Below are 24,708 nucleotides of genomic sequence, written 5' to 3' on the forward strand. Positions count from 1 at the left end.
CCCCCACCCCTTTCCCCCCGGCGATCATGAAGTTGTTGTCCACGCCACGCCGGGCGAGGCACAACAACTTCATGATCAACCGGCCGAGGGAGGTGGGAGGGGAGGGGGACGGGAGGGGGACGGTTAGCGGAGGCGGGAGACGATGGTGGTGTCGTAGTTGCCGGAGAGGAACTCGGGGTTCTCCAGCAGGTCGGCGAAGAAGGGGAGGTTGTGCTTGGGGCCGGCCAGGTCGAAGGCGGCCACTGCGGCGCGGGCGCGGGCGATGGCCTCGGTCCGGTCCTCGCCGTGCACGATGAGCTTCGCCATCAGGCTGTCGTAGAACGGGGTGACGGTGTTCCCCTCGGCGTAGCCGGAGTCGACGCGGACGCCCTCGCCGGTCGGCTCCACCCAGGTCCTGATCGTGCCGGGGCCGGGCAGGAACCGCTTCGGGTCCTCGGCGTTGACCCGCAGCTCGATGGCGTGACCACGCACGGTCAGCGCGTCCGGGTCGAAGGTCGGCGGCAGGCCGGCGGCCACCCGCAACTGCTCCTCCACCAGGTCGATGCCGTGCACCAGCTCGGTCACCGGGTGCTCCACCTGGAGCCGGGTGTTCATCTCCAGGAAGAAGAATTCGTCAGCGCCGGAGCCATCCCCCTCGAAGTCCCGCTGACGCGGAACCAACAGGCACTCGACGGTGCCCGCGTTGCGGTAGTTCACCGCCTCGCCCGCCCGAACCGCCGCGGCCAGCAGGCGGGTGCGTAGTTCCGGCGACACCGCCGGGGAGGGCGACTCCTCCACCAGCTTCTGGTTACGCCGCTGCACCGAGCACTCACGCTCACCCAACGCCACCACCCGACCGTCGGCCAGACCGAGGATCTGCACCTCGACGTGCCGCACCCGGGGGAAGTACCGCTCCAGCAGCACCGAGCCGTCGCCGAACATCCGCTCGGCGAAGGCACGCACCTTGTCGTACTCGGTACGCAGCGCGGCCTCGTCGACCGCCACCCCCATACCCATGCCCCCGCCACCGGCGGCGGCCTTCACCATCACCGGGTAGCCGATCTCCGCCGCCGCCGCGACCGCCGCCGCCAGGTCGGCCGCCGGCTCGGTGGTCCCGGCCGCCACCGGCACGCCGGCCGCCGCCATCAGGTTCCGCGCATTGATCTTGTCGCCCATCGCGCTTATCGCGTCCGCGCCGGGCCCGACCCAGATCAGCCCGCTGGCCTCGACGGTACGGGCGAAGTCGGCGTTCTCCGACAGGAAGCCGTACCCGGGGTGGATCGCCTGCGCGCCGGTCGACCGGGCGGCGGCGATGATCGCCTCGGTGTTCCGGTAGCTCTGTGCCGGGTTGGCCGGCCCGACGCAGACGGCCTCGTCGGCCTCGGCGACGAACGGCAGGTCGGCGTCGGCCTCCGAGTGCACCGCGATCGCACGTACCCCGAGCCGCCGGGCGGTGCGGATGATCCGACGGGCGATCTCACCCCGGTTGGCGACCAGCAGCGACTCGATCATGGCTCCTCCGAGCGTTCCATTGTGTGGGACGCGGGCTAGCCAATCACGTCACAGCGGACCCGTGAAAGGCCCCCTGCCGACGCCTCGGTTCGGCGGCGGGACGAGCCGGACGCCGACGGCGACAGGTCAGGCGGGCTCGGTGGGGGCGAGCAAAGCGGCCAGCGTGGCGGCCCGCAACAGCTCGGCCCGCCGCCGGTGGTCGACCTCGCCGCCGAGGAACGGGGTGGAGTTCATCAGGCCGAACGCGGCGTGCGCCAGCACCCGTCCCTCACCGTCGGGCAACCCGGGATGCAGGGCGGTCAGCACGGTGACCCACTCCTCGACGTAGAGCCGCTGAAGTCGGCGGATGCGCCGCCGGGGCTCCTCCGGCAGCCGGTCCAGCTCGTGCAGGTGCAGCGCGATGACGGCCGGATTGGCGAGCGCGAAGTCGACGTGGAAATCGATGAGCGACTCCAGCGCGGCGCGCGGGTCGTCGGGATGGGCGGCGCGGCGCTGCCGTCCGCCGTCGAGCAGTCCCTCACTCACCGGCGTCAGCGCGGCGACGAGCATCGCTTCCTTGCCGGCGAAGTGGTGGTAGAGCGCCGGGCCGGTCACCCCGGCAGCCGCGCCGATGTCGTCCATCGACACACCGTGGTAGCCGCGGGCGGCAAAGAGACCTACGGCGATCTCAAGAATCTCGTCCTTGCGGGATCGGCGTCGTCCCGCCCCCGTGGCCCCGCCGGACGCGCCCCGGGCCTGCTGCTCCACCGTCACCGGGCCAGCCTAGACCCGACCGTCGACAGCGTGCGGCCGTGGTTACCCGCCGGTCCGACTGCCGGGAACGATGCCTCACGTCGGGCGTTGGTCGAGGCCGGAGAGCCGCACCGCGATCCGGTGCCGCACCGGCGGGAGCATCGAGACCAGGCGGAGCAGTAGGTCCCGGGCCGGCCGGACCGACGACGGCACGGTGGCCAGCCGGGTCAGCCGGTCGGCGAAGCTGGCCACCTCGTGGGCGAGCGGGCGGCGTCTGGCCGCGTACTCGTCGAGCCGGGTCTCCGCGGCTCCGGCGAGCACGTCCGCCAGGGTCTCCCCGAGGTCGACCGCGTCGCTGATGCCGAGGTTCATGCCCTGCCCGCCGGCCGGGCTGTGCACGTGTCCGGCATCGCCGGCCAGCAGCACCGGTCCGGAGCGGAACGTCCCGGCGACCCGTCGGTGCAGCCGGAAGCGGGAGGACCAGAGCACCTCGCGCACCTGGTCCGGCCGTTGTCGGGGGCCGCGCTCGTCGAGCAGGCGTTGCAGGTAGCTCGCGTCCGGCTCGGCGGGTGGATCGGTGACGGTGGCGACCAGGCGTACCCGCCCGTCGGGCAGCGGCGCCCAGACCAGCGGCCCACCCCGGGCGAGGAAGATCGACGCGCCGTCGCGGGGGAGGCCGCTGTCGACGCGTACGTCGGCCAGCACGAACGACTCCTCGGAGCCGGCCGGCCCGGTGAAGGTGATGCCGGCCAGCTCACGGACGGTGCTGTTGATGCCGTCGGCACCGACCACCCATCGGGCGCGCACGTTCGTGCCGTCGAGGTCGGCCACCGCGCCGTCGCCGTCGGGGTGCAGACCGGTGAGCCGGTACGGGCGCAGCACCGGCACGCCGGCCTCGGCCAGCCGCTCGGTGAGCACCTCCTCGGTCACCGACTGGGAGACCATCAACGCGTACCGGTGGCGGCTCGGTAACCCGCCGAACGGCACGGTGACCAGCACCCGGTCCCGGTCGCGGACACTGAATCGGGCCGACCGCAGCCCCCGGGCCACCAGTGCCCCGCCGGCTCCGATCCGGTCGAGCACCTCCAGGGTGTACGCGTGCACCACGGCGGCCCGCGACGTCTCCGCCGGCCTCTCCCGCTTGTCGACCACGGTCACCTCGACTCCACGCCGGGCCAGGGTGAGTGCGGCGGTGAGCCCGGTCGGGCCCGCGCCGACGACCAGGACGTCCGTTCGTTCGGGCAGCATCACGACCTCCTCGACATCTTGCCAACAAGCGTTGGCCAACATTTATTGGCAACGGTAGGCCGCCCCGGATTGGGAAGTCAACAGGCGTTGGCATACCGTCGGTCACATGACGGAGGACGGCGGGCGACGCGGCGCTGGGCCGGCGGCGGGCGGCGGGCGGCGCAGCGCGGAGGCGACCCGCGCGGCCATCCTGCGGGCCGCCCGGGACCGCTTCGCCGCCGACGGGTACGACCGGGCGACGATCCGGGCCATCGCCGCGGACGCCCGGATCGACCCGTCGATGGTGATGCGGTACTACGGCAGCAAGGAGAACCTGTTCGCCACGGCGGCCGAGTTCGACCTGCGGCTGCCCGACCTCAGCGGCGTGCCGGCCGATCGCCTCGGCAGGGAGCTGGTCAGCTACTTCTTCACCCGCTGGGAGGGCGACGCCACTCTGCCGGCGCTGCTGCGCACGGCGAGCACCAACCCCAGCGGGGCGGAACGGGTACGCGCCATCTTCACCACCCAGCTCGGCGTGGCGGTCGGCCGGGTGGTCGCCGACCCCACCGAGGCCCCCCGGCGCGCCGGCCTGGTCGCCAGCCAACTGCTCGGCGTCGCCCTGACCCGCTACGTCCTGCGACTACCTCCGATGGTCGACATCTCCCCCGCCGACCTGATCACCTGGCTGGCCCCCACCATCCACCGCTACCTAACCGACCCCGACCCAGCCTCGCACTGAACCCACCCCGTTGATCATGAGGTTAGCGGCGAAGATGATCTTTATCCCTGCCGCTAACCTCATGATCAACACCCTGTCACTTCGGGTTGGGGCCCTTTACGACGGGGGCGCGGACGAGGTTGCCCCATTCGGTCCAGGAGCCGTCGTAGTTGCGGACCTTCGGGTAGCCGAGCAGGTGTCGCAGGACGAACCAGGTGTGGCTGGAGCGTTCGCCGATCCGGCAGTAGGCGACGATGTCGTCGTCGGCACTCAGGCCGAGCTGGTCGGCGTAGATGGCCCGTAGCTCGTCGGCCGACTTGAAGGTGCCGTCGTCGTTGGCGGCGGACTTCCACGGCTTGCTCACCGCGCCCGGGATGTGACCGCCGCGCAGCGCACCCTCCTGCGGGTAGTCCGGCATGTGCAGCATCTCGCCGGTGTACTCGCCCGGCGACCGCACGTCGACAAGCGGCCGACCGGCGTCGACGTGCGCCGACACCTCCTCGCGGAACGCCCGCACCGGCGCGTCGTCGCGCTGCGGCACCGGATAGTCGGCCCGGGGCCGGTTCGGCTTGTCGCGGGTCAGCTCCCGCCCCTCGGCGATCCACTTCTGCCGGCCGCCGTCGAGCAGCCGCACATCCTGGTGACCGAAGAGGGTGAAGACCCAGAGGGCGTACGCCGCCCACCAGTTGAAGTTGTCGCCGTAGAAGACGACCGTGTCGTCACGGCCGATGCCCTTGGCGGCACAGAGTTCGGCGAACCGTTCGGCGTCCAGGTAGTCCCGGGTCACCTGGTCGTTCAGCTCCAGATGCCAGTCGACCTTGACGGCACCGGGGATGTGACCGCTGTCGTAGAGCAGCACGTCCTCGTCGGACTCGACGACCACGAGACCGTCGTCGCCCAGATGCTCGGCCAGCCAGTCGGTGGTGACCAGTCGCTGCGGGTCCGCGTACGACTGAAGTCGGGGATCGGGATCGTTCGGCACAGACATGTTCCCCAACGTACGCCGCGCTCCGCTCGCCCCGAACGTGTTCTCGTTGACCAAGAAGTTTTGGTCTGCGTAGCCGCTGATCCCGACCGAAACTTCTTGATCAACGCGGCGGGGGTGCGGGTGGGGGTTAGTCGGTTAGGGGGGTGAGGGTGGGGCGTTTGGCGGTGCGGGTGTCGCCGGACGAGCGGCCGGTGAGGCGGCGTTTGATCCAGGGGGCCAGGTGTTGGCCGGCCCAGCGCAGGTCGGCGGTGCGGGCGGACAGCCACGGGGTGGGCTCCGGAATCGGCGGGACCAGCAGCCACTCCTCGTCGCAGCCGACACCGAGGGCGTTGAGCACCTGACCGGCGACGCGGCGGTGCCCGGCCGGGGACAGGTGCAGCCGGTCGGTGCTCCAGAGCAACGGGTTCAGGTAGGTGTCGTCGGCGTACAGGTCGACCAGGATGGCGCCGTGCCGCTCGGCGGTCTCTCCCACCGCACGGTTGAGCAGTGCGACCCGGGGCGCGATCAGCCGTTGGCCGGGCAGCCGCGCCATCACGTCGGCGAACCGGAACAGCAGTACGTCGGCACCACCGCTGCGCAGCCGGCGGACCACCTCGTCGAAGCGGGTCACCAGGGCGTCCGGGTCGAAGTTGCGCCGCAGCACGTCGTTGCCGCCCGCCGCGAAGCTGATCAGGTCGGGCTTCATCGCCAACGCCGCCGGCACCTGCTCGGCCACCACGCTCGGGAAGGTCCGCCCCCGGATGGCCAGGTTGGCGTACGCGAAGTGGGGGCCGGCCTCGGCGGCGAGCCGGGTGGCCACCAGATCCGCCCAGCCCCGGAAGCTGCCGTCCGGGTAGGCGTCGTCCAGGCCCTCGGTGAAGCTGTCCCCGACCGCGACGTAACTGCGCCAGCGCACTGCTCACTCCTCCGACGTGCGAGTAGGGAAGGAACTCCTGCCTACCACCGGAAGTTTTGCACCGGTCGTCCGCGTGGCGGTGCCCCGCGCGGGTGAACGTGGCGGACATCATCGAGGTGAGTGGGGTCCACGCGCCGGCTCCATCGCGAGTAGTGTCCCGAACCACACGCTTCGTTCATGCTTCGTTCACCCGAAGGATTCTGCTGTGGCCGTTGGTCGTCGCTGGCTGTCACGCACAGCCGCTGCCGCGCTGCTTCTCATTGGCGGGATCGCTGTTCCCGCCGGTCCCGCCTCGGCGGTCGACCCGGAGCCGAAGTTCACCTTCGAGCTGACCGGCACGACGATTCCGGTCGGGTTCACCAGCAAGACGCTCCACCTGAAGGTGACCAACCTGACCGACGAGACCCCGAGTGTGATCCAGTACGACGTCCGGCCCGACGAATTGGCTTGGCGGGACAGAGCCTGGTTCCTCTGGGGGGAGGGCGGTGGTTCCGGCGAGTGTGATGGCGACTCTGCGGGTTGGTACTGCCGCGCCGGCGCCGGCACGTCCACGGCTGCGGAGCTGCTGCCGGCGCCCGGCGGCACGGTGGACTACCCCATCTCCATCAGTACCGGATCGATAAAGGAACCCTTCGAGGGCAAGGTCCAGATCGAGGTCTACATGATCTGGGGCGAGGACGGCGAGCGGGTCACCGAGACCAGGGAGTTCACCGTCACGCTCGTCGACGATGCCGAAGCCGACCTGGCGGTGGTGGCGCCGGACGTCAGGCAGTCGGTGCGCGTCGGTGCCGGCGGCCGGCTGGAGTCCACCGGAACGTTGAATCCGGGTGAGACGGGCGCGGTGCGGTACCGGATCGTCAACCACGGCCGCAAGGCGGTAAGCGGCGTCACCGTCGACCTGCGCCTGCCCGAGGGCGTGACCTTCACCCGACCGCCGCAGGAGTGCGCGGTCGACGACGATGGGCGGTCGGCGGTCTGCACCTACGATTCGCTCGCGCTCGTGCCGGTCGGTGAGGACACCGAGCCCAACGACGACGTCCACTCCGCTGTCGAGTTGTACAACCTGGTGACGGTGCCGGCCGACATCACGGCACCGGTCACCCTGGCCGACGGGACCGTGCAGGTCGAGGGCCTGACCGAAGGCATCAGCGCCCGCTCCGCCCCGAAGCCGGCCGTGCTGCCGGCGAACGCCGTCGCCGTACCGGCGGCCGACGTCGACGCCAGCGACAACCAGGACGGGTACGCCGTCGTGGTCGCCGCGAAGAAGGACGACGACAACGGCGGCGGGGGTGGCCTGCCGGTCACCGGGCCGCAGGCCGGGCTGATCGCCGGAGCAGGCCTCGCCATGGTCGCTGCGGGCATCGTGCTGCTGCTCGCCCGACGCCGCCGCTCGGTCGCGTTCATCTCCGGGGACGACACCACCGCTTCCTGATCTGCTCAATCTCAGCCCACGCCGGGCCGGCCGACCTCAGGTCGGTCGGCCCGAACCCAAAGCACGTCAGGCTCCGCGGCAGCGGCCGGTGCAGGCCGGCGGCAACGCGACAGCCGTCATGACGCGGTGGCTGGTTAGGGTCGGGCATCTCCACCTCCTGTGGTGACGGGAGGGGCCGCCCCGCCAGGGGGGAAGGCGGGGCCGCCCCGGTGCAGCCCCACCCCGTCCCCGATGGATGGGAGCAGGACCGCCGAGTGACAGTGTGGTGACCGGACGACTACTCTCGGAAGGCATCGACATCGGCCGTGGCGCGACCGCCGCCCGGCCGGGAAGCCCACCTGAGCAGCCGATCGATCGTGGAGGCAGTGTGGAATCCGAGCCGACCGCCGAGTTGATCCGGGCCCAGTTGCGTCGGCTGCGGCTGGCCGCCAATCTGACCCAGGAGGACTTCGGCAAGCAGGTGCACTTCTCCGGCTCGCAGATCTCCGCGATCGAGTTGGGGCAGCGCCCGTTCGACCGGCTGTTCCTCAAGCGGGCCGACGAGGTGCTGAACAGCGACGGCCTGCTGCTGGGGCTGCTGCGCATCGCCGAGCTGCACCGCCAGCCACACTTCCTGCGGCCCTGGCTGGACGCCGAGCGCGTCGCCCAGCAGTTGCGCTGCTACCACCCGACGTTGGTCCCCGGTCTGCTCCAGACCGAGCACTACGCCCGTGCGGTGATCAGGTCCGACGACCTGCTCGCCGACGACGAGGTGGAGCGGCGGGTGGCGGTCCGGATGGACCGGCAGGCGATCCTGACCCGGCCCGACAACCCACCGATTCTGATCGCGGTGATCGAGGAGGCCACGCTGCGCCGGGTCGACGAGAGCTTCCGCGGCATCATGACGCAGCAGATCAGCCACCTGCTCGACTGCGTGCAACGAGGTGGCGTGCTGATCCTCGTCATCCCGGCCGAGGTCAGCGTGCATGTGGGCCATGCCGGTCCGTTCACCCTTGCTTGTGGAGCCGACGGCGACTGGGTCGGCCACTTGGAGAACCACCTCGGTGGCGCGACCATCGACAGGGCCGAGGAACTCGCTACCCTGCACGCCAGGTGGGACGGCATTCGCAGCGTCGCCCTCCCCAAGGGACAGTCCGAGCTGCTGATGAAGGAAGTGATGGAGTCGTGGTCCACCATCTGACCGGCGCGACCTGGCGCAAGTCCACCCGCAGCGCGGGCGGCGAGTGTGTCGAGGTGGCCGACAACCTGCCCGGCGTGGTCGGCGTCCGCGACAGCAAGGACGCGACCGGCCCGGTGCTCACCTTCGCCCCGGCCGCCTGGCGTCGCTTCGTCGCCCACGCCAAGCTCAGTTGACCCACTGACCCACTGGTTCAGCGGGAGGCGATCGTCAGCACGGCGTCGGCGAAAGCCTGCGGTGCTTCCTGCGGAAAGTTGTGCCCCACCCCGCCACCGACCGCGCGGTGCTCGTACGGGCCGGTGAACTGCTTGGCGTACGCCTCGGGTTCCGGGTGGGGTGAACCGTTGGCGTCCCCCTCCAGGCTGATCGTCGGCACGGTGATCGGCGGCCGGTCGGCCAGCCGCTCCGCCACGTCCGCGTACTGCGGCTCCCCGTCGGCGAGGCCCAGCCGCCACCGGTAGTTGTGGATGACGATGTCGACGTGGTCCGGGTTGTCGAGCGCGGCCGCGCTCCGGTCGAAGGTGGCGTCGTCAAAGTCCCACCTCGGCGAGGCCGTCCGCCAGATCAGCCTGGCGAAGTCGCGGGTGTTGCGCGCGTAGCCCTCCCGGCCGCGCTCGGTGGCGAAGTAGTACTGGTACCACCAGGCGTACTCGGCCGTCGGGGACAGCGGCACCCGACCCGACGCCTGACCGTCGATCAGGTAGCCGCTCACCGCGACCAGACCATGGCAGCGCTCCGGCCAGAGCGCGGCCACGATGCCGGCGCTGCGGCCACCCCAGTCGAACCCGGCCAGGGTCGCCCGCTCGACTCCCAGCGCGTCGAGGAACGCCACGGTGTCGACCGCGAGGGCGGCCGGCTCGCCGTTCCGCATCGCATCGGCGGACCGGAACCGGGTGCTGCCGTAGCCACGCGCGTAGGGCACCAGCACCCGGTGACCGGCGCTGGTCAGCAGGGGTACGACCTCGGCGAAGCTGTGGATGTCGTACGGCCAGCCGTGCAGCAGGAGCACCACCGGACCGTCCGGCGGACCGGCGTCGACATAACCGACGTCGAGCACACCGACCTCGACCTTCCGCACGTCAGTGAACAACGCTCCCACCCCCACACCGGTCAACGCGCCCACCCCATACCCGAACCTAGAACGTCGAATTCGTCACTGAGCGAACTTCCACAGATCTTGGTTCGGGGACGCCCCGTCGCGGGCGCCGCCGTACCAAGATCCGCATCAGGGACGGATACGGGAGATTACCCAGGCGAGCAGGCCGGTGACGACACCGACGATGACGCCGGTGAACAGGCTGCTGATCGCGGCGAAGAACCGCACGATCACCGCCTGCGCCTCGGGCGCGAGATCGGTCAGGTTGCCGCCCAGGGTCGGCTGCTCGTCGAAGGCCACGTGCCAGAGCAGCTGATGGGTCAGGGCCAGCAGGACGCCGTACAGCAGGCCGACGACGAGCAGGGTCAGAAACGGGTTGGGCACCCGCTTCACCAGCGCCACGGTGATCCACACGATCGGCGGTACCACCACCAGCAGCAGGTTGACGAAGGTGCCCTCGTGCACCAGATCCAGGTCGTGCAGCACCACCCGGGGCAGGCCGAGCAGTGCCAACCCGAGCAGGGTGAGCAACGGAAGCCCGAGAGCCGGGCGAGGTGACATGGTCATGCCGGCAACGCTAGGAACGATCGGTGACCGTGCCATCGGCCCCGGATCGCGGTCACGGTACGTCGGTGAGCGATCCCCGGTGTCGCCTTCCGACGACTCCGGTGGCCCCGACCTCGCCGTACGCTGATTTCGTGGCCGGCCAGTCGACGCAGCGGAGGGTACGTCCCTGGGTCACCGACGCGCTCCTCGGCGCGGGCGTGGCCGGCACCGTGTCGATCGTCATCACCGCGAACGAGGGTGGCCGGCACGGACCGGACCAGCTCGCGTACCTGTGGGCGGTGGGTCTGGGCGCGTTGATGCTGGTCCGGCGGCGCTACCCGGTGCTGGTGCTGGCCGTCAGCGTGCTCGGCCTGTTCGCCTACTACGCCGCCGGCTACCCGGCCATCGGGCTGGCCGTGCCGGTCGCCGCCGCCCTGTTCTCCGCCGCCGAGCACGGCCGGATCGCCGCCTCGATCGTCGCCGCCGTGCTGGTGGTCGTGGTGTCGGTGGTCTTCCGGCTCGCCGAGGGACAGGATTTCTCCTTCGTCGTCGGCTACGAGCTGGCCGGGCACGTCCTGCTGATGGGTGCAGCGATCGCCCTCGGCGACAGCCTGCGCTCCCGCCGCGCCGCCCAGGCGGACGCCCGCCGGATCGCCGAGCTGACCGAGGCCCGGTACCGGCAGGAGGCGCAGGCCCGCCTGCGGGACGAGCGGATGGCGATCGCCCGCGACCTGCACGACTCCCTCGGCCACACCACCTCGGTGATCGCGCTGCACGCCGACGTCGCCCGGGAGGCGCTGGGCCGGGACGAGACCGCCGCCCGATCGGCGTTGGAGCTGATCCGGTCCACCGCCCGCCGCAGCATGGACGACCTGCGGCGGACGGTGGCCCTGCTGCGGTCACCCGGTGACCCGCCACGCACGGTGGTCTCGCTGGCCAACCTCGACGCGGTGACCCGGGCCGCCTCGGCCGCCGGGTTCGACGTCGACGTGCGGGTGGTCGTCGACACGCCGCTGCCGGCGCCGGTGGAGGCGGCCGCCTTCCGGATCGTGCAGGAGGCGGTCACCAACGTGGTCCGGCACTCCGCCGGCAGCCGCGTCCAGATCCGTGCCGAGCAGCACGGCGACCAGCTCACCGTCACCGTCACCGTCACCGACACCGGCTCCGACCCGGCCCCCGGCACAGAACCGACGCGCGGCGCAGGGTCGGCCGAGCCGTCGACCTACCCCGAAACCGCGAACGGCCGGGTCGAGCCGCCGGCGACGGCCCGGTCCGCGCACGGCATCGCCGGTATGCGGGAACGGGCCGAGAGTCTCGGCGGTACGCTCGCCGCCGGGCACCGGCAGACGGGATTCGAGGTACGCGCGGTGCTGCCCCTGCGGGAGCCGACATGACGACCGTGCTGGTGGTCGACGACCAGGATCTCGTGCGCGCGGGGATACGCACCCTGCTGGCGGCCGACCCGCAGCTCACCGTGGTCGGGGAGGCCGCCGACGGTCGTTCCGCGCTGCGCCTGGCTCGCCAGTTGCGGCCGGACGTCGTACTCATGGACATCCGGATGCCGGTGATGGACGGCCTGGCCGCCACCGCGGCGATCCGCGCCGACGATGCCCTGGCCGCCACCCGGGTGCTGATCCTCACCACCTTCGACGACGACGAGGACATCGTCGAGGCGGTCGGTCTCGGTGCCGCCGGCTACCTGCTGAAGGACACCCCCTCGGACGACCTGCGGCGGGCGGTGCACACGGCCGCCGCCGGCGGGAACCTGCTCTCGCCGACGGTCGCCCGCCGGGTCATGGAACGGCTCGCCGCCACGCCGAAGCAACCGCCGCCCGATCCCCGGCTCTCCGTGCTCACCGACCGGGAGCGGGCGGTGCTCGCCCGGGTCGGCCTGGGCGAGACCAACGAAGAAATCGGCCGCGCCCTCTTCATCAGCCCGGCGACCGCCCGCACCTACGTCAGCCGCCTGCTCACCAAACTCAACGCCCGCGACCGCACCGCCCTAGCCGTCATCGCCCACCGCGCCGGCCTGACCACCCCCCAGCCGTAACCACCCCCAGGGGCGGTGGGGAAATGGGTCGGTGGGGTGGGGGGTGGGGTTCTAGGGTGCGGGGGTGATGCTGCGGATGTCGACGTCGCTGATTCGGACCCTGCGCGAGGATCCGGCGGACGCGGAGGTGCCGAGCCACCGGTTGCTGCTGCGGGCCGGGTACATCCGGCGGGCGGCACCGGGTGGCTACACCTGGCTGCCGCTGGGCCGGCTGGTCCTGGAGCGGGTCACCGAGATCGTGCGGGCCGAGATGGCCGCGATCGGCGACCAGGAGGTGCACTTTCCGGCGCTGCTGCCCGCCGAGCCGTACCGCACCAGCGGGCGGTGGACCGAGTACGGCGACGACATCTTCACCCTGGCCGACCGGCGCGGTGCCGAGCACCTGCTGGCACCGACCCACGAGGAGTTGGCCGCGCTGCTGGTCAAGGAGCTGTTCACCTCGTACCGCGATCTGCCGGTGACGCTGTTCCAGATCCAGACCAAGTTCCGCGACGAGGCCCGTCCCCGCGCCGGTCTGCTGCGCGGACGCGAGTTCCTGATGAAGGACGCGTACTCCTTCGACCTGGACGACGAGGGCCTGCGGGCCGCGTACGGCCGGCACCGCGCGGCGTACCAGCGGATCTTCGACCGGCTCGGCCTCGACTACACGGTGGTGCACGCCATGTCGGGCGCGATGGGTGGCTCCGCGTCCGAGGAGTTCCTGGCCACCACGGCGGTCGGCGAGGACACCTACGTCGGCTGCACCGACTGCCACTACGCGGCGAACACCGAGGCGGTGACCACGCCCGCACCGGCGGCCGGCGACCCGCAGGCGCAGCCGGCGCCCGAGGTACACGACACGCCGGAGACGCCGACCATCGCCAGCCTGGTCGCGCTGGCGAACGACCGCCGGCTGGCCGGCCGGGACGACTGGTCGGCCGCCGACACCCTGAAGAACGTCGTGCTGACGGTACGCCGGCCCGGCGCCGAAGCGCCGGAACTGCTGGTGGTCGGGCTGCCCGGAGATCGGGAGGTCGACCTGAAACGGCTGGCCGCCGCGCTGGCACCGGCCACGGTGGACGTCTTCGACGCCTGGGACGAGCATCCCGAGCTGGTGCGGGGCTACCTCGGACCGCAGATCCTCGGCAAGCTCGGCGTCCGCTACCTGGTCGATCCCCGGGTCGTGCCGGGCACGGCCTGGCTGACCGGGGCGAACGAGCCGGGCCGGCACGCCACGAACGTGGTGTGCGGCCGGGACTTCACCCCGGACGGCACGGTCGAGGCCGCCGAGGTACGTCCCGGTGACCCCTGCCCGGCCTGTGCCACCGGCCGGTTGACCATGCGCCGGGGCATCGAGATCGGACACATCTTCCAACTCGGTCGCCGCTACACCGACGCCTTCGCGGTGGACGTGCTCGGTCCACAGGGCAAGCCGGTCCGGCCCACCATGGGCTGCTACGGCATCGGGGTGTCCCGGGCGGTGGCGGCGATCGCCGAGCAGCACCACGACGATCGGGGCCTGGTGTGGCCGACGTCGGTCGCGCCGTGCGACGTCCATCTGGTGGCCGCCGGCAAGGGTCCGCAGCTCGACGCCGCGCTCGACCTCGGCGCCCGGCTCGCCGAAGCGGGGCTGCGGGTGCTTGTCGACGACCGGACCGCCGTCTCCGCCGGGGTGAAGTTCACCGACGCCGAGCTGATCGGCATCCCCCGCACCGTCGTGGTCGGACGCCGCCTGGCCGACGGGTACGTCGAGGTGCGCGACCGGGCGACGGGGGAGCGCACCGAGCTACCCGTGGCGGACGTGCTGGAGAAACTGTTGCACGGGTAAGCGGAAACATGGTGTAGCCGTCAGGTGACGGGGTAACGCATCCCGATCGGCTCAACGTTGCTCTGGAGGGCTCTCTGATGACCGGTTACCGGGTCGCTGACGTGATGACCAGGCAGGTGATCTACCTGCCGGCGGAGACCACCCTCGACGAGGCGGCCAGGGTGATGAAGGAGGCCGACATCGGCGACGTCGTCGTCACCGACGGCGCGAACCTGGCCGGCATCCTGACCGACCGCGACATCGTGGTACGCGCGGTGGCGGAGAACGCCGACGCCAGCACCACCACCATCGGTTCGATCGTCACCCGCGAGGTTGTCATGATCGAGCAGTTCTGCACCGCGGGTGAGGCCGCGTCGCTGATGCGTGAGCGCGGCATTCGGCGCGTGCTGGTCTGCGACAACGAGCGCAAGCTGGTCGGCATCGTCTCCCTCGGCGACCTCGCCATGCAGCTCGACCCCACCTCGGCGCTCGGCGAGATCAGCGAGCAGTCGCCCACGGTGTGAGGAAGGCCGCCGGTAGCCTGGCGGGATGCCCGAGATGCCGAGCAAGCTGGCCGAGATCGTCGACGAGTTCGCCGCCGCGCCACGTGACGTGGTGCTGGAGATGCTGCTGGAGTACTCCGACGCCGTGCCGCCGCTGCCCGCCGGGCATCCCGGGCACGAGGGCATGGAGCAGGTCGTGGAGTGCCAGACCCCGTTCTTCCTGCGCGCCGAGGTGACGTCCGAGGGCACCGTCGACACCCTGTTCGACTGCCCGCCGGAGGCACCCACCACCCGGGCGTTCGCCGGCATCCTCGCCGAAGGGCTGGCCGGTGCCACCCCGGAACAGGTCCTCGCCGTCCCGGACGACCTGTACCAGCGGATGGGTCTGGCGCAGGCGATCAGCCCGCTGCGGGTACGCGGCGGCACCGCCATCCTCGCCCGGCTCAAGCGGCAGGTGCGCGAACAGACGGCGTGAGCCGGGCGGCAGTCGGGAACAGACCTGCCGGTCAGCGGGTTGTTCCCGGTCATGGAGATCGACATCTACGCCGACGTGGTCTGCCCCTGGTGCTGGATCGGCCGCCGCCGACTGGCGCAGGCACTCGCGTCGTACGACGGCACGGTGACCGTCCGGCACCGGCCGTTCCAGCTGGACCCGTCGCCGGTCCCGACGCCGCGTCCGACGCTCGACGTGCTGGCCGAGAAGTTCGGTGGCCCGGAGCAGGCCCGGCAGATGGTCGCCCGGGTCGCCGAGGTGGGCGCGAGCGTGGGTCTGGACCTGCGCTTCGACCGGGCGATCGCGGCGAACACCTTCGACGCGCACCGGCTGACCAACTGGGCCGGTCAGCGGGACCGGGACGGTGAGCTGGTCGAGGCTCTGCACCGGGCCCACTTCACCGACGGCGTCGACATCGGCTCGCGGGAGGCGCTGGCCGGGGTGGCCGCGACCGTCGGGCTGGACGGCGACGAGGCCCGCCGCTTCCTCGACTCCGACGAAGGGGTGGCCGAGTTGCGGGCCGAGCTGGCCGCCGCCCGGCAGCTCGGGGTGACGAGCGTGCCCACCTTCGTGCTCGCCGGCAGGTACGGCGTCACCGGGGCGCAGGAACCGGAAACCCTGCTCGCCGCTCTTGCCGAGGTGGCGCAGCGCGAGGCCGCCACACACTGACAGCCATCGACGTCGTTGATGTTTCACGTGCAACGACATCGATTCCGGTCGACGGTCAGGCCGGTCTGGCCAGGTCCTCCACCACCCGCGCGCCGGGCAGCGCGGCCAGCGCCGCACCCGGCAGCGCGATCTTGCTGTGCCGTACGCCCGACCCGATCACCACGTACGGCGTGGTCACCACCCGCGCGTCGACCAGGATCGGCCACTGCAACGGCAGCCCGATCGGGGTGATCCCGCCGTACTCCATGCCGGTCAACTCCACCGCGTCGGCCATCGGCGCGAAGCTCGCCTTGCGGACGTCCAGCGCCCGGCGCGCCACCCCGTTCACGTCCGCCCGGGTGGTGGCGAGCACCAGGCAGGCCGCGTACCGGGTCACTCCCTCGCGCTTACCGGCCACGACCACGCAGTTGGCCGACTCGTCCAGCCCGACGTCGTACGCGGCGCAGAACGCCGCGGTGTCGGCGAGGTCGGCGTCGATCGGCGCGACCAGCACCGCGTCGACGTCCACCGGCGCGTCGGCCGGCCACCGGTCCAGCGCGGCGGCGACCGGCGCGGCCAACAGGTCGGCGCGGGTGCGGGCGGGCTCGGTCTTCAGCGTTCCCATCACGCCTGTGATCGTCGCATCCGCAGCCGGCGACGCGGACCGGGGACCGGAGGCCGGCAACTCAGCCCTCGCTGGTCAGGAAGCCGTGTCGTTCCAGCATCGCCCGGTCCCGGGAGGCGGCCATCTCCTCCGCCCGCGCGGCCTGGACCCGGCGCACCTCGATGTCCTCCATCGCGTGCCGCACCGCGAGTCGGATCACGCCGTAGAGGAAGACGAACCCGCAGACGTACAGGAGACTGGTGATGACGAACGTGAGCATGGCTCGACGGTAGGGCGAACGTGAACCCGAGCAGGTGTCATCGCGCCGCTGTTCGCCCGTACGTGTCGGACAGGTAGTCGGCCCAGGTCCGCCGGCCCGCCGGTCGGGCGTCGGTGACCAGGCCACCGCCGCGCAGTTCCCGGCCGAGTCGGCCGGGGAAACGGATCGGCAGCATCGGGCGACGGGAGCCGCGCGCCTGCCGCCAGGCCCGCACCGCAGCGTCGAAGCGCTGCACCTCGGGGCCGCCGTACTCGACGATGCCGCCGCGTGCTCCGGCCCGGAGCAGCTCGACCAGCTTGTCCGCCACCTCGCCGGCGTCGACCGGCTGGGCCAGCACCGCCCGGTCACCGATGACCGGGCCGAGTTTGCTGGACAGCCGCAGCAACTCGTCGACGAACGGGAAGAACTGGGTGGCCCGCAGCACCGTCCACGGCACCGTGCCGTCGGCGATGACCCGCTCTGCGACCAGCTTGTGCCGGTAGTACGAGTAGGGCACCCGGTCCACGCCGACGATCGAGACGTACACCAGGTGCTGCACTCCGGCATCGGCGGCGGCATCGACCAGACGGCGGGTGCCGAGCACGTCGATCTGGTGGGTTCGCCGGGTCGGCGAGGACGCCAGGTGCAGCACCGCGTCCACGTCGGTCACCGCCGCGGCGATCCCGTCGCCGGTGGCCAGGTCCGCCACCACCCACCGCACCCCCGATCCGGTACGCGGCCGGCGGCTGGTGGCCCGCACCTCGTAGCCCGCGTCGACCAGCCGGGGCAGCACCTCCCGGCCCAGCGTGCCGCCCGCCCCGGTCACCAGTACGCGCATGTCGACCTCCCTCGTCACCTGCCCGCTCGACGGAACGAGCCGTCCTCGACGTGACCGGCTGTGAGCGGACTCACTTCGCCAGGTCGAGCACGGTGATCACCACGAAGAGCCCGATGACCGCCTCGCTGACCAGCCAGGAATGGCTGTTCGCCCAGTCCCGCAGACGCGGCAGCACGGCCGCCGCCCGGCGACCGAGCAGCAGCAACGCCAGCAGCGGAAGGGCGAGCAGGGCCAACGTGAGCAGCACGAAGGGCAGCAGGTGCCACCACGGCAGATCGTGCCGAGCGGCGCTGGCTCCGACGGTGGCCATGGTCAGGTCGTCGGAGGGCATCCCCAGGAACAGCAGCAGACCCACCTTCGCCGCGTACCCGGGGCCAGCGTGCTGGAGCTGACCCATCCACCGAGGCGGCCCCGCGTGCCGGCGCAGGAACACCACCACCGCCAGCACCGCGAGCAGCGCCAGCACGAACCAGTCGATCCACCGCTCGACGGTGCCCCGACCCGCACCGGTGAAATTGATCTTGAATAGGTGGACCGCCAGCCAGGCCAGCGTCGTGCCACCGAGGACGACGAGCGCCGCACCCGCCAGATAGCCCAGCGAGGCAGCCCGTGGCCGGTCGGACGAGGCGAAGAAGACCGCCGCCACCAGTTGCGTGCCGGCGACCATCACCACAGCCAACGGCAGCAGCGTCAGGAAGGTCATCGCCAGCCCATCCTGCCGGCTACCCCGACCGCGCACCGCCACTTCCACAATCCGCCCACCACCCGGCCCGGTCAGCAGGCACCCGGTCCGGTCAGACCGACACCGCTCCCGGCAGACACCCGGCCCGGTCGGACCGACACCGATCGGCAGGCACCCGGCCGTCAGACCGAGACCGGACGCGGCGCCGGCACGACCCGACCGGCGAGCAGCGCACCAACCAGGGCGAGTCCGGCCGCCACGGCGAGAGTCAGCCCGTAGTCGAAGCGGCCCGGTGCCGCCCCGGCGGCGAGCACCGCACCGGTCAGCGCCAGCACCGTCGCCGACGCGAGCGAGTCGCACAGTTGCAGCGACGAGCTGTTACGCCCCTGCTCGCCGGGAGCCGACAATTCGAGGGTGAGCGCCGACAGCGACGGAAAGAGCAGACCCATGCCGAGCCCGGCGACCGCCCAGCCGAGAATGCCCACCCATACCGGCACCGCCGGGACGACGCAGCCGCCCACCACCGCGGTACCGGCCGTGATGCAGGTGAGGCCGGCCCTCGGCAGGGTGCCCCGGGACCGGGGTGACCGGATCCGCGCCTGCAACCACGAGCCGAGCGACCAGGACAGCGCCCCGGTGGTCAGCACCAGCCCCGCCGCCGTCGGCGTGAATCCCCGCTCCCGCGACAGCATCAACGGGATCACCACCTCGGCACCGACGAACGCGGCCGAGGCCAGCCCGCGCAGCCCGACCACGGTGGGCAGGCCGCGACCGGCACGCAGGAACCCGGCCGGCAGCAGTCGCGGAACGCAGCCCAGCATGCCGACCAAGGCGAGCCCGACCAGCGACGCGGCGGCGACGCCACGCTGCTGACCCCCGATGTGCAACAGAGCGGCGCTCACCCCCGCCCCGCAGGCCCAGCCGATCCGCGCCAGCGCCCCGACGGAGCGGCGGACCGGACCGGCCACCCCGATCGACCGCAGCCCCGGATGGATCAACAGCACCGCCGGCACCGCCACCACCGGCACCGCCAGGAACACCCACCGCCAGCCGACGTGCTCCACGACCAACCCCGCCACCACCGGACCGACAAGCGACGGAACCACCCAGGCCGCAGCGAACGCGGCGAAGATGCGGCGGTGCAACCGCTCCGGGTACGCCTGCGCGACGATCACGTACAACGCCACCGACAGCAGGCCCGAACCGAAGCCCTGCACGATCCGACCCACCACCAGCGTCGCCATGTCGGTGGCCGCGCCGGCGAGCAGCAACCCGGCGACGAACCCGGCGAGACCTGCCCACATGGGCGCACGCGGACCACGACGGTCACACCAGATTCCGGAGAGCACCATCGCCACCACGCCGGCCGCGAACGGACCACCGAAGGCGATCCCGTACAACGCGAGACCGTCCAGGGCCCGGGCGACCGTGGGCATGGCGGTGCCGACCGCCAACGCCTCGAACGCCAGCAACGAGACGAGCGCCACGCTGCCCACCGTCATGGCTCGCAGTCGAGGGGCGAACAGCGACTCGGCGGGGACCGGGGACGGGGCGATCAGCATGGGGCAAGCCTCGGACCTCAACCCGCCTTCAGGTCAAGGGTGACGCGGCTTACCTCAGGCCGACTCCAGCGCCTCGCCTAGCCCTTTGGCCAGACCGGACAGGTGCTGGTCGGCCAGCAGGTGCCCGGCCGTGATCACCAGCGCCAAGGGCCACTCGATCACCTGGAACGCGGTCAGCACCCCGATGCCGGCGTAGTAGGTCAGCTTGTCAGGGGGCGGCACCGCCACCTCCCCCAGCCACGGCACGTTCACCCGGCGGGTGAACGCCTGCAACGTCTCCCGGGTCCCACTGAGTTGTCGTGTCAGCGCACTCATCTCGCCTCCCCTACCGATGACGCCCACCTCGGATTCCTCCGCCGCAGCCGTCCATGCCCGGCCGGGCAGGAAACTTTTCCCAGCTCCGAGGGGCATAAGGGACGTCCGGCCGGGAAGCCAGGCCGCCGGGCACGAACGGTGGGAGGCGAAATGCGGTTTGGCGCCGTCGGAGTACCTCCGGTGGTGGAAGCCGCCTCCCACCGCGTCGGTGCCACCGCGACCCGGCTGGCCCGGGCGGCCGGGCTGACCAGCCGGCGGGTGTGGTCCCGTCCCGGCCGGCACCACATCGAGGTCCACGGTGTCTGCCAGGACGGCGGCGACACCCTCGCCCGTCAGGTCGAGACGGCGTTGGAACGAATGCCGGGAGTCACCTGGGCGCGGGTCAACGCCCCCTCCGGCCGCGTGGTCGTCGCCGTCGACACACCGGGACCGAAGGTACGGGAGCTGGTCGCCACCATCTCCCGCGTCGAACGGACCTGCCCACACGAACCGGATCCGGAGATCCCACCGCCGCACCCACCCGAGGAGGGTCCACGGACCCCGCGTACCCTCGGCGCCCTCGCCTCCGACGCGCTCGGCCTGACCATCTCCGCGGCCACCCGGATCCTGCCCGTCACCCCGGTCCCCGGCGAGGTCTCCGGACTGCTCACCGCCATCGACCTGCACCCGAAGCTGCACGCCCTCGCCGGCCTCGGACTACGCCGCGACCCCCGCGCCGAAGTCCTCTTCCCACTCGCCGAGGCGGTGGTGCAGGGCCTCACCGGCGGCTGGACGGGAATAGTGCTCGACGGCGCACAACGGATCGTGCAGTGGGGTGAGGGGCTGGCCCAGCTGCGTGCCTGGGAGAAGGCCGAACCCCGGCTCACCGGCGACCCGGACCGCGCCGTCGCGCGTACCCCCGACTACGAGCGGCCCTGCCCGAAGCCCGACGGCTCCGTCGAGCGGTACATCAACCGGATGCTCGCCGGCGGCGCGGCCGCCTTCGCCGCCGCGACGCCCGTGGTCGGCCCGAAACGAGCCGCCGCCCTGGGCCTGTCCGCGCTGCCCAAGGCGCCCGGCAGCGGACGCGAGGGGTACGCGGCCCAACTCGGCCGGATCCTCGCCCGACGCGGCGTCATCGCGATGGACCGCAGCGTGCTGCGCGAACTCGACCGCATCGACACGCTGGTACTCGACGCCCGGATCCTCGGCTCCGACCGGGGCGTCCTGGCCGACCTGGCCCCGCTACCCGGAGTCGACACGTCCCAGGTCGCCGCCCAGGCGTTCACCCTCTTCGAACCGGCCGCACCGCACGACGTACACCAGCTCGACGGTTGGCGGCTCGGCCCGCTGGACCGGCTCGACGTGCACGACCCCGGCGACACCGACGACAGCCGACGGCTCCGCGCACGCGGCGGCACCCTGCTCGGCCTGGCCCGGGCCGACGCCCTCACGGCCGTGCTGCGGGTCGAGCCGGAGCCGGCACCCGGTGTCGAAGCCCTGCCGACCGTCGCCCGACAGGCCGGCCTGCGACTCGTCGTGGCCGGCGACGACCCGCAGCGGTACGCCTCCGCCGACGCGCTGATGCCCGGCGACGACCAGCTCACCGAGTCGGTACGCGCCCTGCAACGGGAGGGCGCGGTGGTGATGCTCGTCAGCGGCGACCGCAGCGCTCTCGCCGCTGCCGACTGCGGCCTGGGCCTCGCCGACCCCGACGATCCACCGCCCTGGGGGGCACACCTGCTGGTCGGTACCGACCTGCGGGTCGTCTCCCTGCTCATCGAAGCGGCCGGGGTGGCCCGGCGGATGACCGCACAGAACTTGCGCATCGGACTGGCCGGCACCGGCCTCGGCGCCCTCGGTGCCTTCACCGCCGACCCGGCCCTGCTGCCCGGCCGTGCGCTCGCCTCGGTCAACGGTGCGGCGGCGCTGGCCTTCGCACACGGTGTGTGGCGGGCCGGTCGGTTGACCGAGACGAACGTCGCGCCCGCACCCGCGATCACCGCCTGGCATCTGATGCCGGTGCCCACCGTCATCGACCAACTCGGCACCGGCCGCGACGGGTTGACCGAGACCGAGGCCGAACGGCGACACTCCGCTCGCCCGGGTCAGGCCGCCGGCCCCGGCGGGCTGCTCCGCGCCTTCGTCGACGAACTCGCCAACCCGCTCACCCCGGTGCTCGCCGCCGGAGCGGTGCTCTCCGCCAGCTTCGGCTCCCTCGTCGACGCCGCCCTGGTCGGCGGGGTCGTCGGAGCGTCCGCGCTGGTCGGCGCGGTACACCAGCGCAACACGGAGAAGTCGCTGGCCGAGCTGCTGTCCCGCTCAGCGGTGACCGCCCGGGTCCGCCGCGACGGCGTCGAACGGGTGGTACCCGCCGACGACCTCGTCCCCGGCGACGTGATCGTGCTCGAATCCGGCGACGCCGTACCCGCCGACTGCCGGGTGTTGACCTCCGTCGGACTGGAAGCCGACGAGTCCTCCCTGACCGGTGAGTCCCTGCCGGTCGCCAAGACCGACCAACCGGTGGTCGCCGCCGCCGTGGCCGAGCGCTCCTCGATGGTCTACGAGGGAACCAGCATCGCCGCCGGCCGGGGCGACGCCGTGGTCGTGGCCACCGGCGCGGACACCGAGGCCGGACGCAGCCTCTCCCTGGCCGGGCAGGCACCACCGGTCAGCGGGGTCGAGGCCCGCCTGGGCAAGCTGACCCGCACCGCCATCCCACTCGCCGCCGGGTCGGCGGTCGCGGTGGCCGGCGCCGGGCTGCTGCGGGGCGTACCGCTGGCCCAGACGGCCGCGACCGCCGCGAACCTGGCCGTCGCCTCGGTGCCCGAGGGACTGCCGTTCCTGGTCAGCGCCGCCCAACTGGCCGCCGCCCGACGACTCGCCGAACACGGTGCGCTGGTCCGCAACCCGCGCACCATCGAGGCGCTGGGCCGGGTCGACGTGCTCTGCTTCGACAAGACCGGCACCCTCACCGAGGGGCACCTGATGCTGGCCGGGGTGGGTGACGCCGGCTCGTACTCCCCGCTGGAACACCTCGACGACCGGTTGCGACGCACCCTGGCCGCGGCGTTGCGGGCCACCCCGGCGGCCGACGACCCCGAGGAACTCTCCATGCAGACCGACCGGGCGGTGCTGCGGGGCGCCCGCGCCGCCGGTGTCGAGGAACACGACGGGGCGGCCGGCTGGCGGGCCGTCGGTGGTCTCCCGTTCGAACCGTCGCGCGGCTACCACGCCAGCGTCGGAAGAACCGACGGTGGGTTCCTGCTCAGCGTCAAGGGCGCACCGGAGGCGGTCCTGCCCCGCTGCACCGCGAACCGCGTCGCCGGACGCGACGAACCGCTCGACGACGCCGGCCGCGCCGAACTGCACCGGTTGCTCGGCGAACGCGCCGGTGCGGGACACCGGATCCTCGCCGTCGCCGAGTGCACCGTCACCGACCCGGACATCACCGACGAGGGCGTACGCGGCCTGGTCTTCACCGGGTTCCTGGCCATCGCCGACGGAGTACGCGCCAGCGCCGCGCCGGCCGTCCGCCGGATCCGGCAGGCGGGCGTGCACACCATCATGATCACCGGCGACCATCCGGCAACGGCCGAGGCGATCGCCGCCACCATCAGCGACGGCGACGCCCAACGGGTGGTCACCGCCACCGAACTCGATGAACTCGACGACAATGCCCTCGCCGAGCGGCTGGCCGGCACCGACGTGGTCGCCCGCTGCACCCCGGCCCACAAGGTCCGCATCATCCAGGCGTTGCAGAAGTGCGGTCGGACCGTCGCGATGACCGGCGACGGCGCCAACGACGCCCCCGCCATCCGGCTGGCCGACGTGGGCATCGCCCTCGGCCAACGGGGCACCCCGGCGGCGCGTGCCGCCGCCGACCTGGTGGTCACCGACGACCGGCTGGAGACCATCATCGCCACCCTGGTCGAAGGGCGGGCGATGTGGTCCTCGGTCCGCCACGCGCTGAGCATCCTCGTCGGCGGCAACCTCGGCGAGATCGCGTTCAGCGTGCTGACCGCCGCCGCCACCGGCCGAGCCGCGCTCAACGGACGCCAACTGCTGCTGGTCAACCTGCTCACCGACCTGGCACCCGCACTGGCCATCGCCGTGCGGCCGCCCGCCGGCGACCACGCCGACGGGCTGCTCCGCGAAGGACCGGACAGCTCACTCGGTCAGACCATGACCCGGGAGATCGGGTTGCGGGCCGCCGCCACCACCCTCGGTGCGACCACCGGCTGGACACTCGCCCGCTACACCGGCACCCGGCGACGCGCCGGCACCGTCGCCCTGGTCTCCCTGGTGGGCACCCAGCTCGGCCAGACCGTGCTGGCCGGCGGCACCAGCCCGACCGTGCTCGCCTCCACCGCCGCGTCCTTCGGCGTGCTGGCCGCGGTCGTGCAGACCCCCGGACTGAGCCAGTTCTTCGGCTGCACCCCGCTGGGACCGGTCGGCTGGACCATCGCCACCGGATCCGCGCTCGGCGCCACCCTCGCCAACGGCGCCCTCACCCGCCTCGTCGCACGCTTCCCGCAATCCGAAGGCGAGCAGGCCGAAGGCGAGCAGGCCGGCGACCAGCGGGACGACGGCGACGGAGTCGACGGCGGGCGAGCGGACGACCAGCCGCACGTCGGCTGGCCGACCGACAGCGGACGGGAAGCCGCTGCGCACCCCGGGTGACCCG

24 protein-coding genes are annotated in these 24,708 nt (G+C 72.3%); 11 read left to right on the forward strand and 13 right to left on the reverse strand.

Annotated elements, in window-relative coordinates; all coding sequences use genetic code 11:
* Positions 1-123: 123 nt before the first annotated feature.
* From ENC19_RS20480 to ENC19_RS20490, 3 genes are all read right to left on the reverse strand, one after another.
* A complete protein-coding gene (locus ENC19_RS20480) occupies positions 124-1,491 on the reverse strand; it encodes an acetyl-CoA carboxylase biotin carboxylase subunit (RefSeq protein ID WP_164448735.1) in 1,368 nt (455 codons plus the stop codon).
* Positions 1,492-1,617: 126 nt separating this feature from the next.
* Positions 1,618-2,244: a TetR/AcrR family transcriptional regulator gene (locus ENC19_RS20485; protein ID WP_164448736.1), complete on the reverse strand. Its 627-nt coding sequence runs from the start codon at positions 2,242-2,244 to the stop codon at positions 1,618-1,620.
* Positions 2,245-2,319: 75 nt separating this feature from the next.
* Positions 2,320-3,471, reverse strand: a complete 1,152-nt coding sequence (locus ENC19_RS20490; RefSeq protein ID WP_164448737.1) for an FAD-dependent oxidoreductase — start codon at positions 3,469-3,471, stop codon at positions 2,320-2,322.
* Between the two features lie 106 nt (positions 3,472-3,577).
* Here ENC19_RS20490 and ENC19_RS20495 point away from each other — a divergent pair, with 106 nt between their 5' ends.
* On the forward strand, positions 3,578-4,189 hold the full coding sequence (locus ENC19_RS20495) for a TetR/AcrR family transcriptional regulator (protein WP_164448738.1): 612 nt from the start codon (positions 3,578-3,580) through the stop codon (positions 4,187-4,189).
* A 76-nt stretch (positions 4,190-4,265) separates the two neighbouring features.
* On the opposite strand, the gene ENC19_RS20500 is transcribed toward ENC19_RS20495, so the two are convergent.
* Together ENC19_RS20500 and ENC19_RS20505 are read right to left on the reverse strand one after the other, a co-directional pair.
* Positions 4,266-5,156 (reverse strand): sulfurtransferase, encoded by an 891-nt coding sequence (locus tag ENC19_RS20500; RefSeq protein ID WP_164448739.1) that lies wholly within the window; start codon positions 5,154-5,156, stop codon positions 4,266-4,268.
* 127 nt (positions 5,157-5,283) lie between these two features.
* Complete coding sequence (locus ENC19_RS20505; protein WP_164448740.1) at positions 5,284-6,051, reverse strand: SGNH/GDSL hydrolase family protein; 768 nt, start codon at positions 6,049-6,051, stop codon at positions 5,284-5,286.
* 205 nt (positions 6,052-6,256) lie between these two features.
* On the opposite strand from ENC19_RS20505, the gene ENC19_RS20510 reads away from it, so the two are divergent.
* The 3 genes from ENC19_RS20510 to ENC19_RS20520 all read left to right on the forward strand — a co-directional run bounded on the left by ENC19_RS20510 (position 6,257) and on the right by ENC19_RS20520 (position 8,836).
* A complete protein-coding gene (locus tag ENC19_RS20510) occupies positions 6,257-7,483 on the forward strand; it encodes a COG1361 family protein (RefSeq protein WP_164448741.1) in 1,227 nt (408 codons plus the stop codon).
* 367 nt (positions 7,484-7,850) lie between these two features.
* Positions 7,851-8,663, forward strand: a complete 813-nt coding sequence (locus tag ENC19_RS20515; protein WP_164448742.1) for a helix-turn-helix domain-containing protein — start codon at positions 7,851-7,853, stop codon at positions 8,661-8,663.
* Positions 8,648-8,836, forward strand: a complete 189-nt coding sequence (locus ENC19_RS20520) for a DUF397 domain-containing protein (RefSeq protein WP_164448743.1) — start codon at positions 8,648-8,650, stop codon at positions 8,834-8,836. The genes ENC19_RS20515 and ENC19_RS20520 overlap by 16 nt, the downstream gene beginning before the upstream one ends.
* 17 nt (positions 8,837-8,853) lie before the next feature.
* Here ENC19_RS20520 and ENC19_RS20525 read toward each other — a convergent pair whose 3' ends face one another.
* Both ENC19_RS20525 and ENC19_RS20530 read right to left on the reverse strand, forming a co-directional pair.
* Positions 8,854-9,750, reverse strand: coding sequence for an alpha/beta fold hydrolase (locus ENC19_RS20525; protein ID WP_235944961.1), 897 nt, complete (start codon positions 9,748-9,750; stop codon positions 8,854-8,856).
* A 135-nt stretch (positions 9,751-9,885) separates the two neighbouring features.
* Complete coding sequence (locus tag ENC19_RS20530; protein ID WP_164448744.1) at positions 9,886-10,323, reverse strand: hypothetical protein; 438 nt, start codon at positions 10,321-10,323, stop codon at positions 9,886-9,888.
* Between the two features lie 131 nt (positions 10,324-10,454).
* On the opposite strand from ENC19_RS20530, the gene ENC19_RS31505 reads away from it, so the two are divergent.
* The 6 genes from ENC19_RS31505 (at position 10,455) to ENC19_RS20560 (ending at position 15,803) form a co-directional block, all read left to right on the forward strand.
* On the forward strand, positions 10,455-11,696 hold the full coding sequence (locus ENC19_RS31505; protein WP_164448745.1) for a sensor histidine kinase: 1,242 nt from the start codon (positions 10,455-10,457) through the stop codon (positions 11,694-11,696).
* On the forward strand, positions 11,693-12,352 hold the full coding sequence (locus ENC19_RS20540; protein WP_164448746.1) for a response regulator: 660 nt from the start codon (positions 11,693-11,695) through the stop codon (positions 12,350-12,352). Before ENC19_RS31505 ends, ENC19_RS20540 begins: the two co-directional genes overlap by 4 nt.
* Positions 12,353-12,416: 64 nt before the next feature.
* On the forward strand, positions 12,417-14,159 hold the full coding sequence (locus tag ENC19_RS20545; RefSeq protein WP_164448747.1) for a proline--tRNA ligase: 1,743 nt from the start codon (positions 12,417-12,419) through the stop codon (positions 14,157-14,159).
* Positions 14,160-14,236: 77 nt separating this feature from the next.
* Positions 14,237-14,662, forward strand: a complete 426-nt coding sequence (locus tag ENC19_RS20550; RefSeq protein ID WP_164448748.1) for a CBS domain-containing protein — start codon at positions 14,237-14,239, stop codon at positions 14,660-14,662.
* Between the two features lie 25 nt (positions 14,663-14,687).
* Positions 14,688-15,116 (forward strand): SufE family protein, encoded by a 429-nt coding sequence (locus ENC19_RS20555; protein ID WP_164448749.1) that lies wholly within the window; start codon positions 14,688-14,690, stop codon positions 15,114-15,116.
* Between the two features lie 51 nt (positions 15,117-15,167).
* Positions 15,168-15,803, forward strand: coding sequence for a DsbA family oxidoreductase (locus ENC19_RS20560; RefSeq protein ID WP_164448750.1), 636 nt, complete (start codon positions 15,168-15,170; stop codon positions 15,801-15,803).
* Between the two features lie 55 nt (positions 15,804-15,858).
* On the opposite strand, the gene ENC19_RS20565 is transcribed toward ENC19_RS20560, so the two are convergent.
* The 6 genes from ENC19_RS20565 to ENC19_RS20590 form a co-directional block, all read right to left on the reverse strand.
* Entirely contained in the window at positions 15,859-16,407 is a 549-nt protein-coding gene (locus ENC19_RS20565) for a YbaK/EbsC family protein (RefSeq protein WP_164448901.1), read from the reverse strand.
* A 61-nt stretch (positions 16,408-16,468) separates the two neighbouring features.
* Complete coding sequence (locus tag ENC19_RS20570) at positions 16,469-16,666, reverse strand: hypothetical protein (RefSeq protein ID WP_164448751.1); 198 nt, start codon at positions 16,664-16,666, stop codon at positions 16,469-16,471.
* Between the two features lie 37 nt (positions 16,667-16,703).
* Complete coding sequence (locus tag ENC19_RS20575) at positions 16,704-17,483, reverse strand: SDR family oxidoreductase (RefSeq protein ID WP_164448752.1); 780 nt, start codon at positions 17,481-17,483, stop codon at positions 16,704-16,706.
* Between the two features lie 70 nt (positions 17,484-17,553).
* A complete protein-coding gene (locus ENC19_RS20580) occupies positions 17,554-18,186 on the reverse strand; it encodes a GAP family protein (RefSeq protein ID WP_164448753.1) in 633 nt (210 codons plus the stop codon).
* A gap of 161 nt (positions 18,187-18,347) precedes the next feature.
* Positions 18,348-19,727 (reverse strand): MFS transporter, encoded by a 1,380-nt coding sequence (locus ENC19_RS20585; protein ID WP_235944962.1) that lies wholly within the window; start codon positions 19,725-19,727, stop codon positions 18,348-18,350.
* A 54-nt stretch (positions 19,728-19,781) separates the two neighbouring features.
* Entirely contained in the window at positions 19,782-20,042 is a 261-nt protein-coding gene (locus tag ENC19_RS20590) for a hypothetical protein (RefSeq protein ID WP_164448754.1), read from the reverse strand.
* A gap of 150 nt (positions 20,043-20,192) precedes the next feature.
* Between ENC19_RS20590 and ENC19_RS20595 the strand changes: the two genes are divergently transcribed.
* A complete protein-coding gene (locus ENC19_RS20595; RefSeq protein ID WP_164448755.1) occupies positions 20,193-24,704 on the forward strand; it encodes a cation-translocating P-type ATPase in 4,512 nt (1,503 codons plus the stop codon).
* The last annotated feature ends 4 nt before the right edge of the window (positions 24,705-24,708 follow it).

It is taken from the genome of Verrucosispora sioxanthis (assembly GCF_010560025.1).
GTDB lineage: Bacteria > Actinomycetota > Actinomycetes > Mycobacteriales > Micromonosporaceae > Micromonospora > Micromonospora palythoicola.

Bases quoted from the DNA above. Each gene is read 5' to 3' on its own strand.
- ENC19_RS20565 (WP_164448901.1), bottom strand. From the start codon at position 16,407: ATGGGAACGCTGAAGACCGAGCCCGCCCGCACCCGCGCCGACCTGTTG.
- ENC19_RS20540 (WP_164448746.1), top strand. From the start codon at position 11,693: ATGACGACCGTGCTGGTGGTCGACGACCAGGATCTCGTGCGCGCGGGG.
- ENC19_RS20480 (WP_164448735.1), bottom strand. From the start codon at position 1,491: ATGATCGAGTCGCTGCTGGTCGCCAACCGGGGTGAGATCGCCCGTCGG.
- ENC19_RS20495 (WP_164448738.1), top strand. From the start codon at position 3,578: ATGACGGAGGACGGCGGGCGACGCGGCGCTGGGCCGGCGGCGGGCGGC.
- ENC19_RS20550 (WP_164448748.1), top strand. From the start codon at position 14,237: ATGACCGGTTACCGGGTCGCTGACGTGATGACCAGGCAGGTGATCTAC.
- ENC19_RS20580 (WP_164448753.1), bottom strand. From the start codon at position 18,186: ATGACCTTCCTGACGCTGCTGCCGTTGGCTGTGGTGATGGTCGCCGGC.
- ENC19_RS20570 (WP_164448751.1), bottom strand. From the start codon at position 16,666: ATGCTCACGTTCGTCATCACCAGTCTCCTGTACGTCTGCGGGTTCGTC.
- ENC19_RS20490 (WP_164448737.1), bottom strand. From the start codon at position 3,471: ATGCTGCCCGAACGAACGGACGTCCTGGTCGTCGGCGCGGGCCCGACC.
- ENC19_RS20590 (WP_164448754.1), bottom strand. From the start codon at position 20,042: ATGAGTGCGCTGACACGACAACTCAGTGGGACCCGGGAGACGTTGCAG.
- ENC19_RS20555 (WP_164448749.1), top strand. From the start codon at position 14,688: ATGCCCGAGATGCCGAGCAAGCTGGCCGAGATCGTCGACGAGTTCGCC.
- ENC19_RS20560 (WP_164448750.1), top strand. From the start codon at position 15,168: ATGGAGATCGACATCTACGCCGACGTGGTCTGCCCCTGGTGCTGGATC.
- ENC19_RS20585 (WP_235944962.1), bottom strand. From the start codon at position 19,727: ATGCTGATCGCCCCGTCCCCGGTCCCCGCCGAGTCGCTGTTCGCCCCT.
- ENC19_RS20575 (WP_164448752.1), bottom strand. From the start codon at position 17,483: ATGCGCGTACTGGTGACCGGGGCGGGCGGCACGCTGGGCCGGGAGGTG.
- ENC19_RS20595 (WP_164448755.1), top strand. From the start codon at position 20,193: ATGCGGTTTGGCGCCGTCGGAGTACCTCCGGTGGTGGAAGCCGCCTCC.
- ENC19_RS20530 (WP_164448744.1), bottom strand. From the start codon at position 10,323: ATGACCATGTCACCTCGCCCGGCTCTCGGGCTTCCGTTGCTCACCCTG.
- ENC19_RS20500 (WP_164448739.1), bottom strand. From the start codon at position 5,156: ATGTCTGTGCCGAACGATCCCGATCCCCGACTTCAGTCGTACGCGGAC.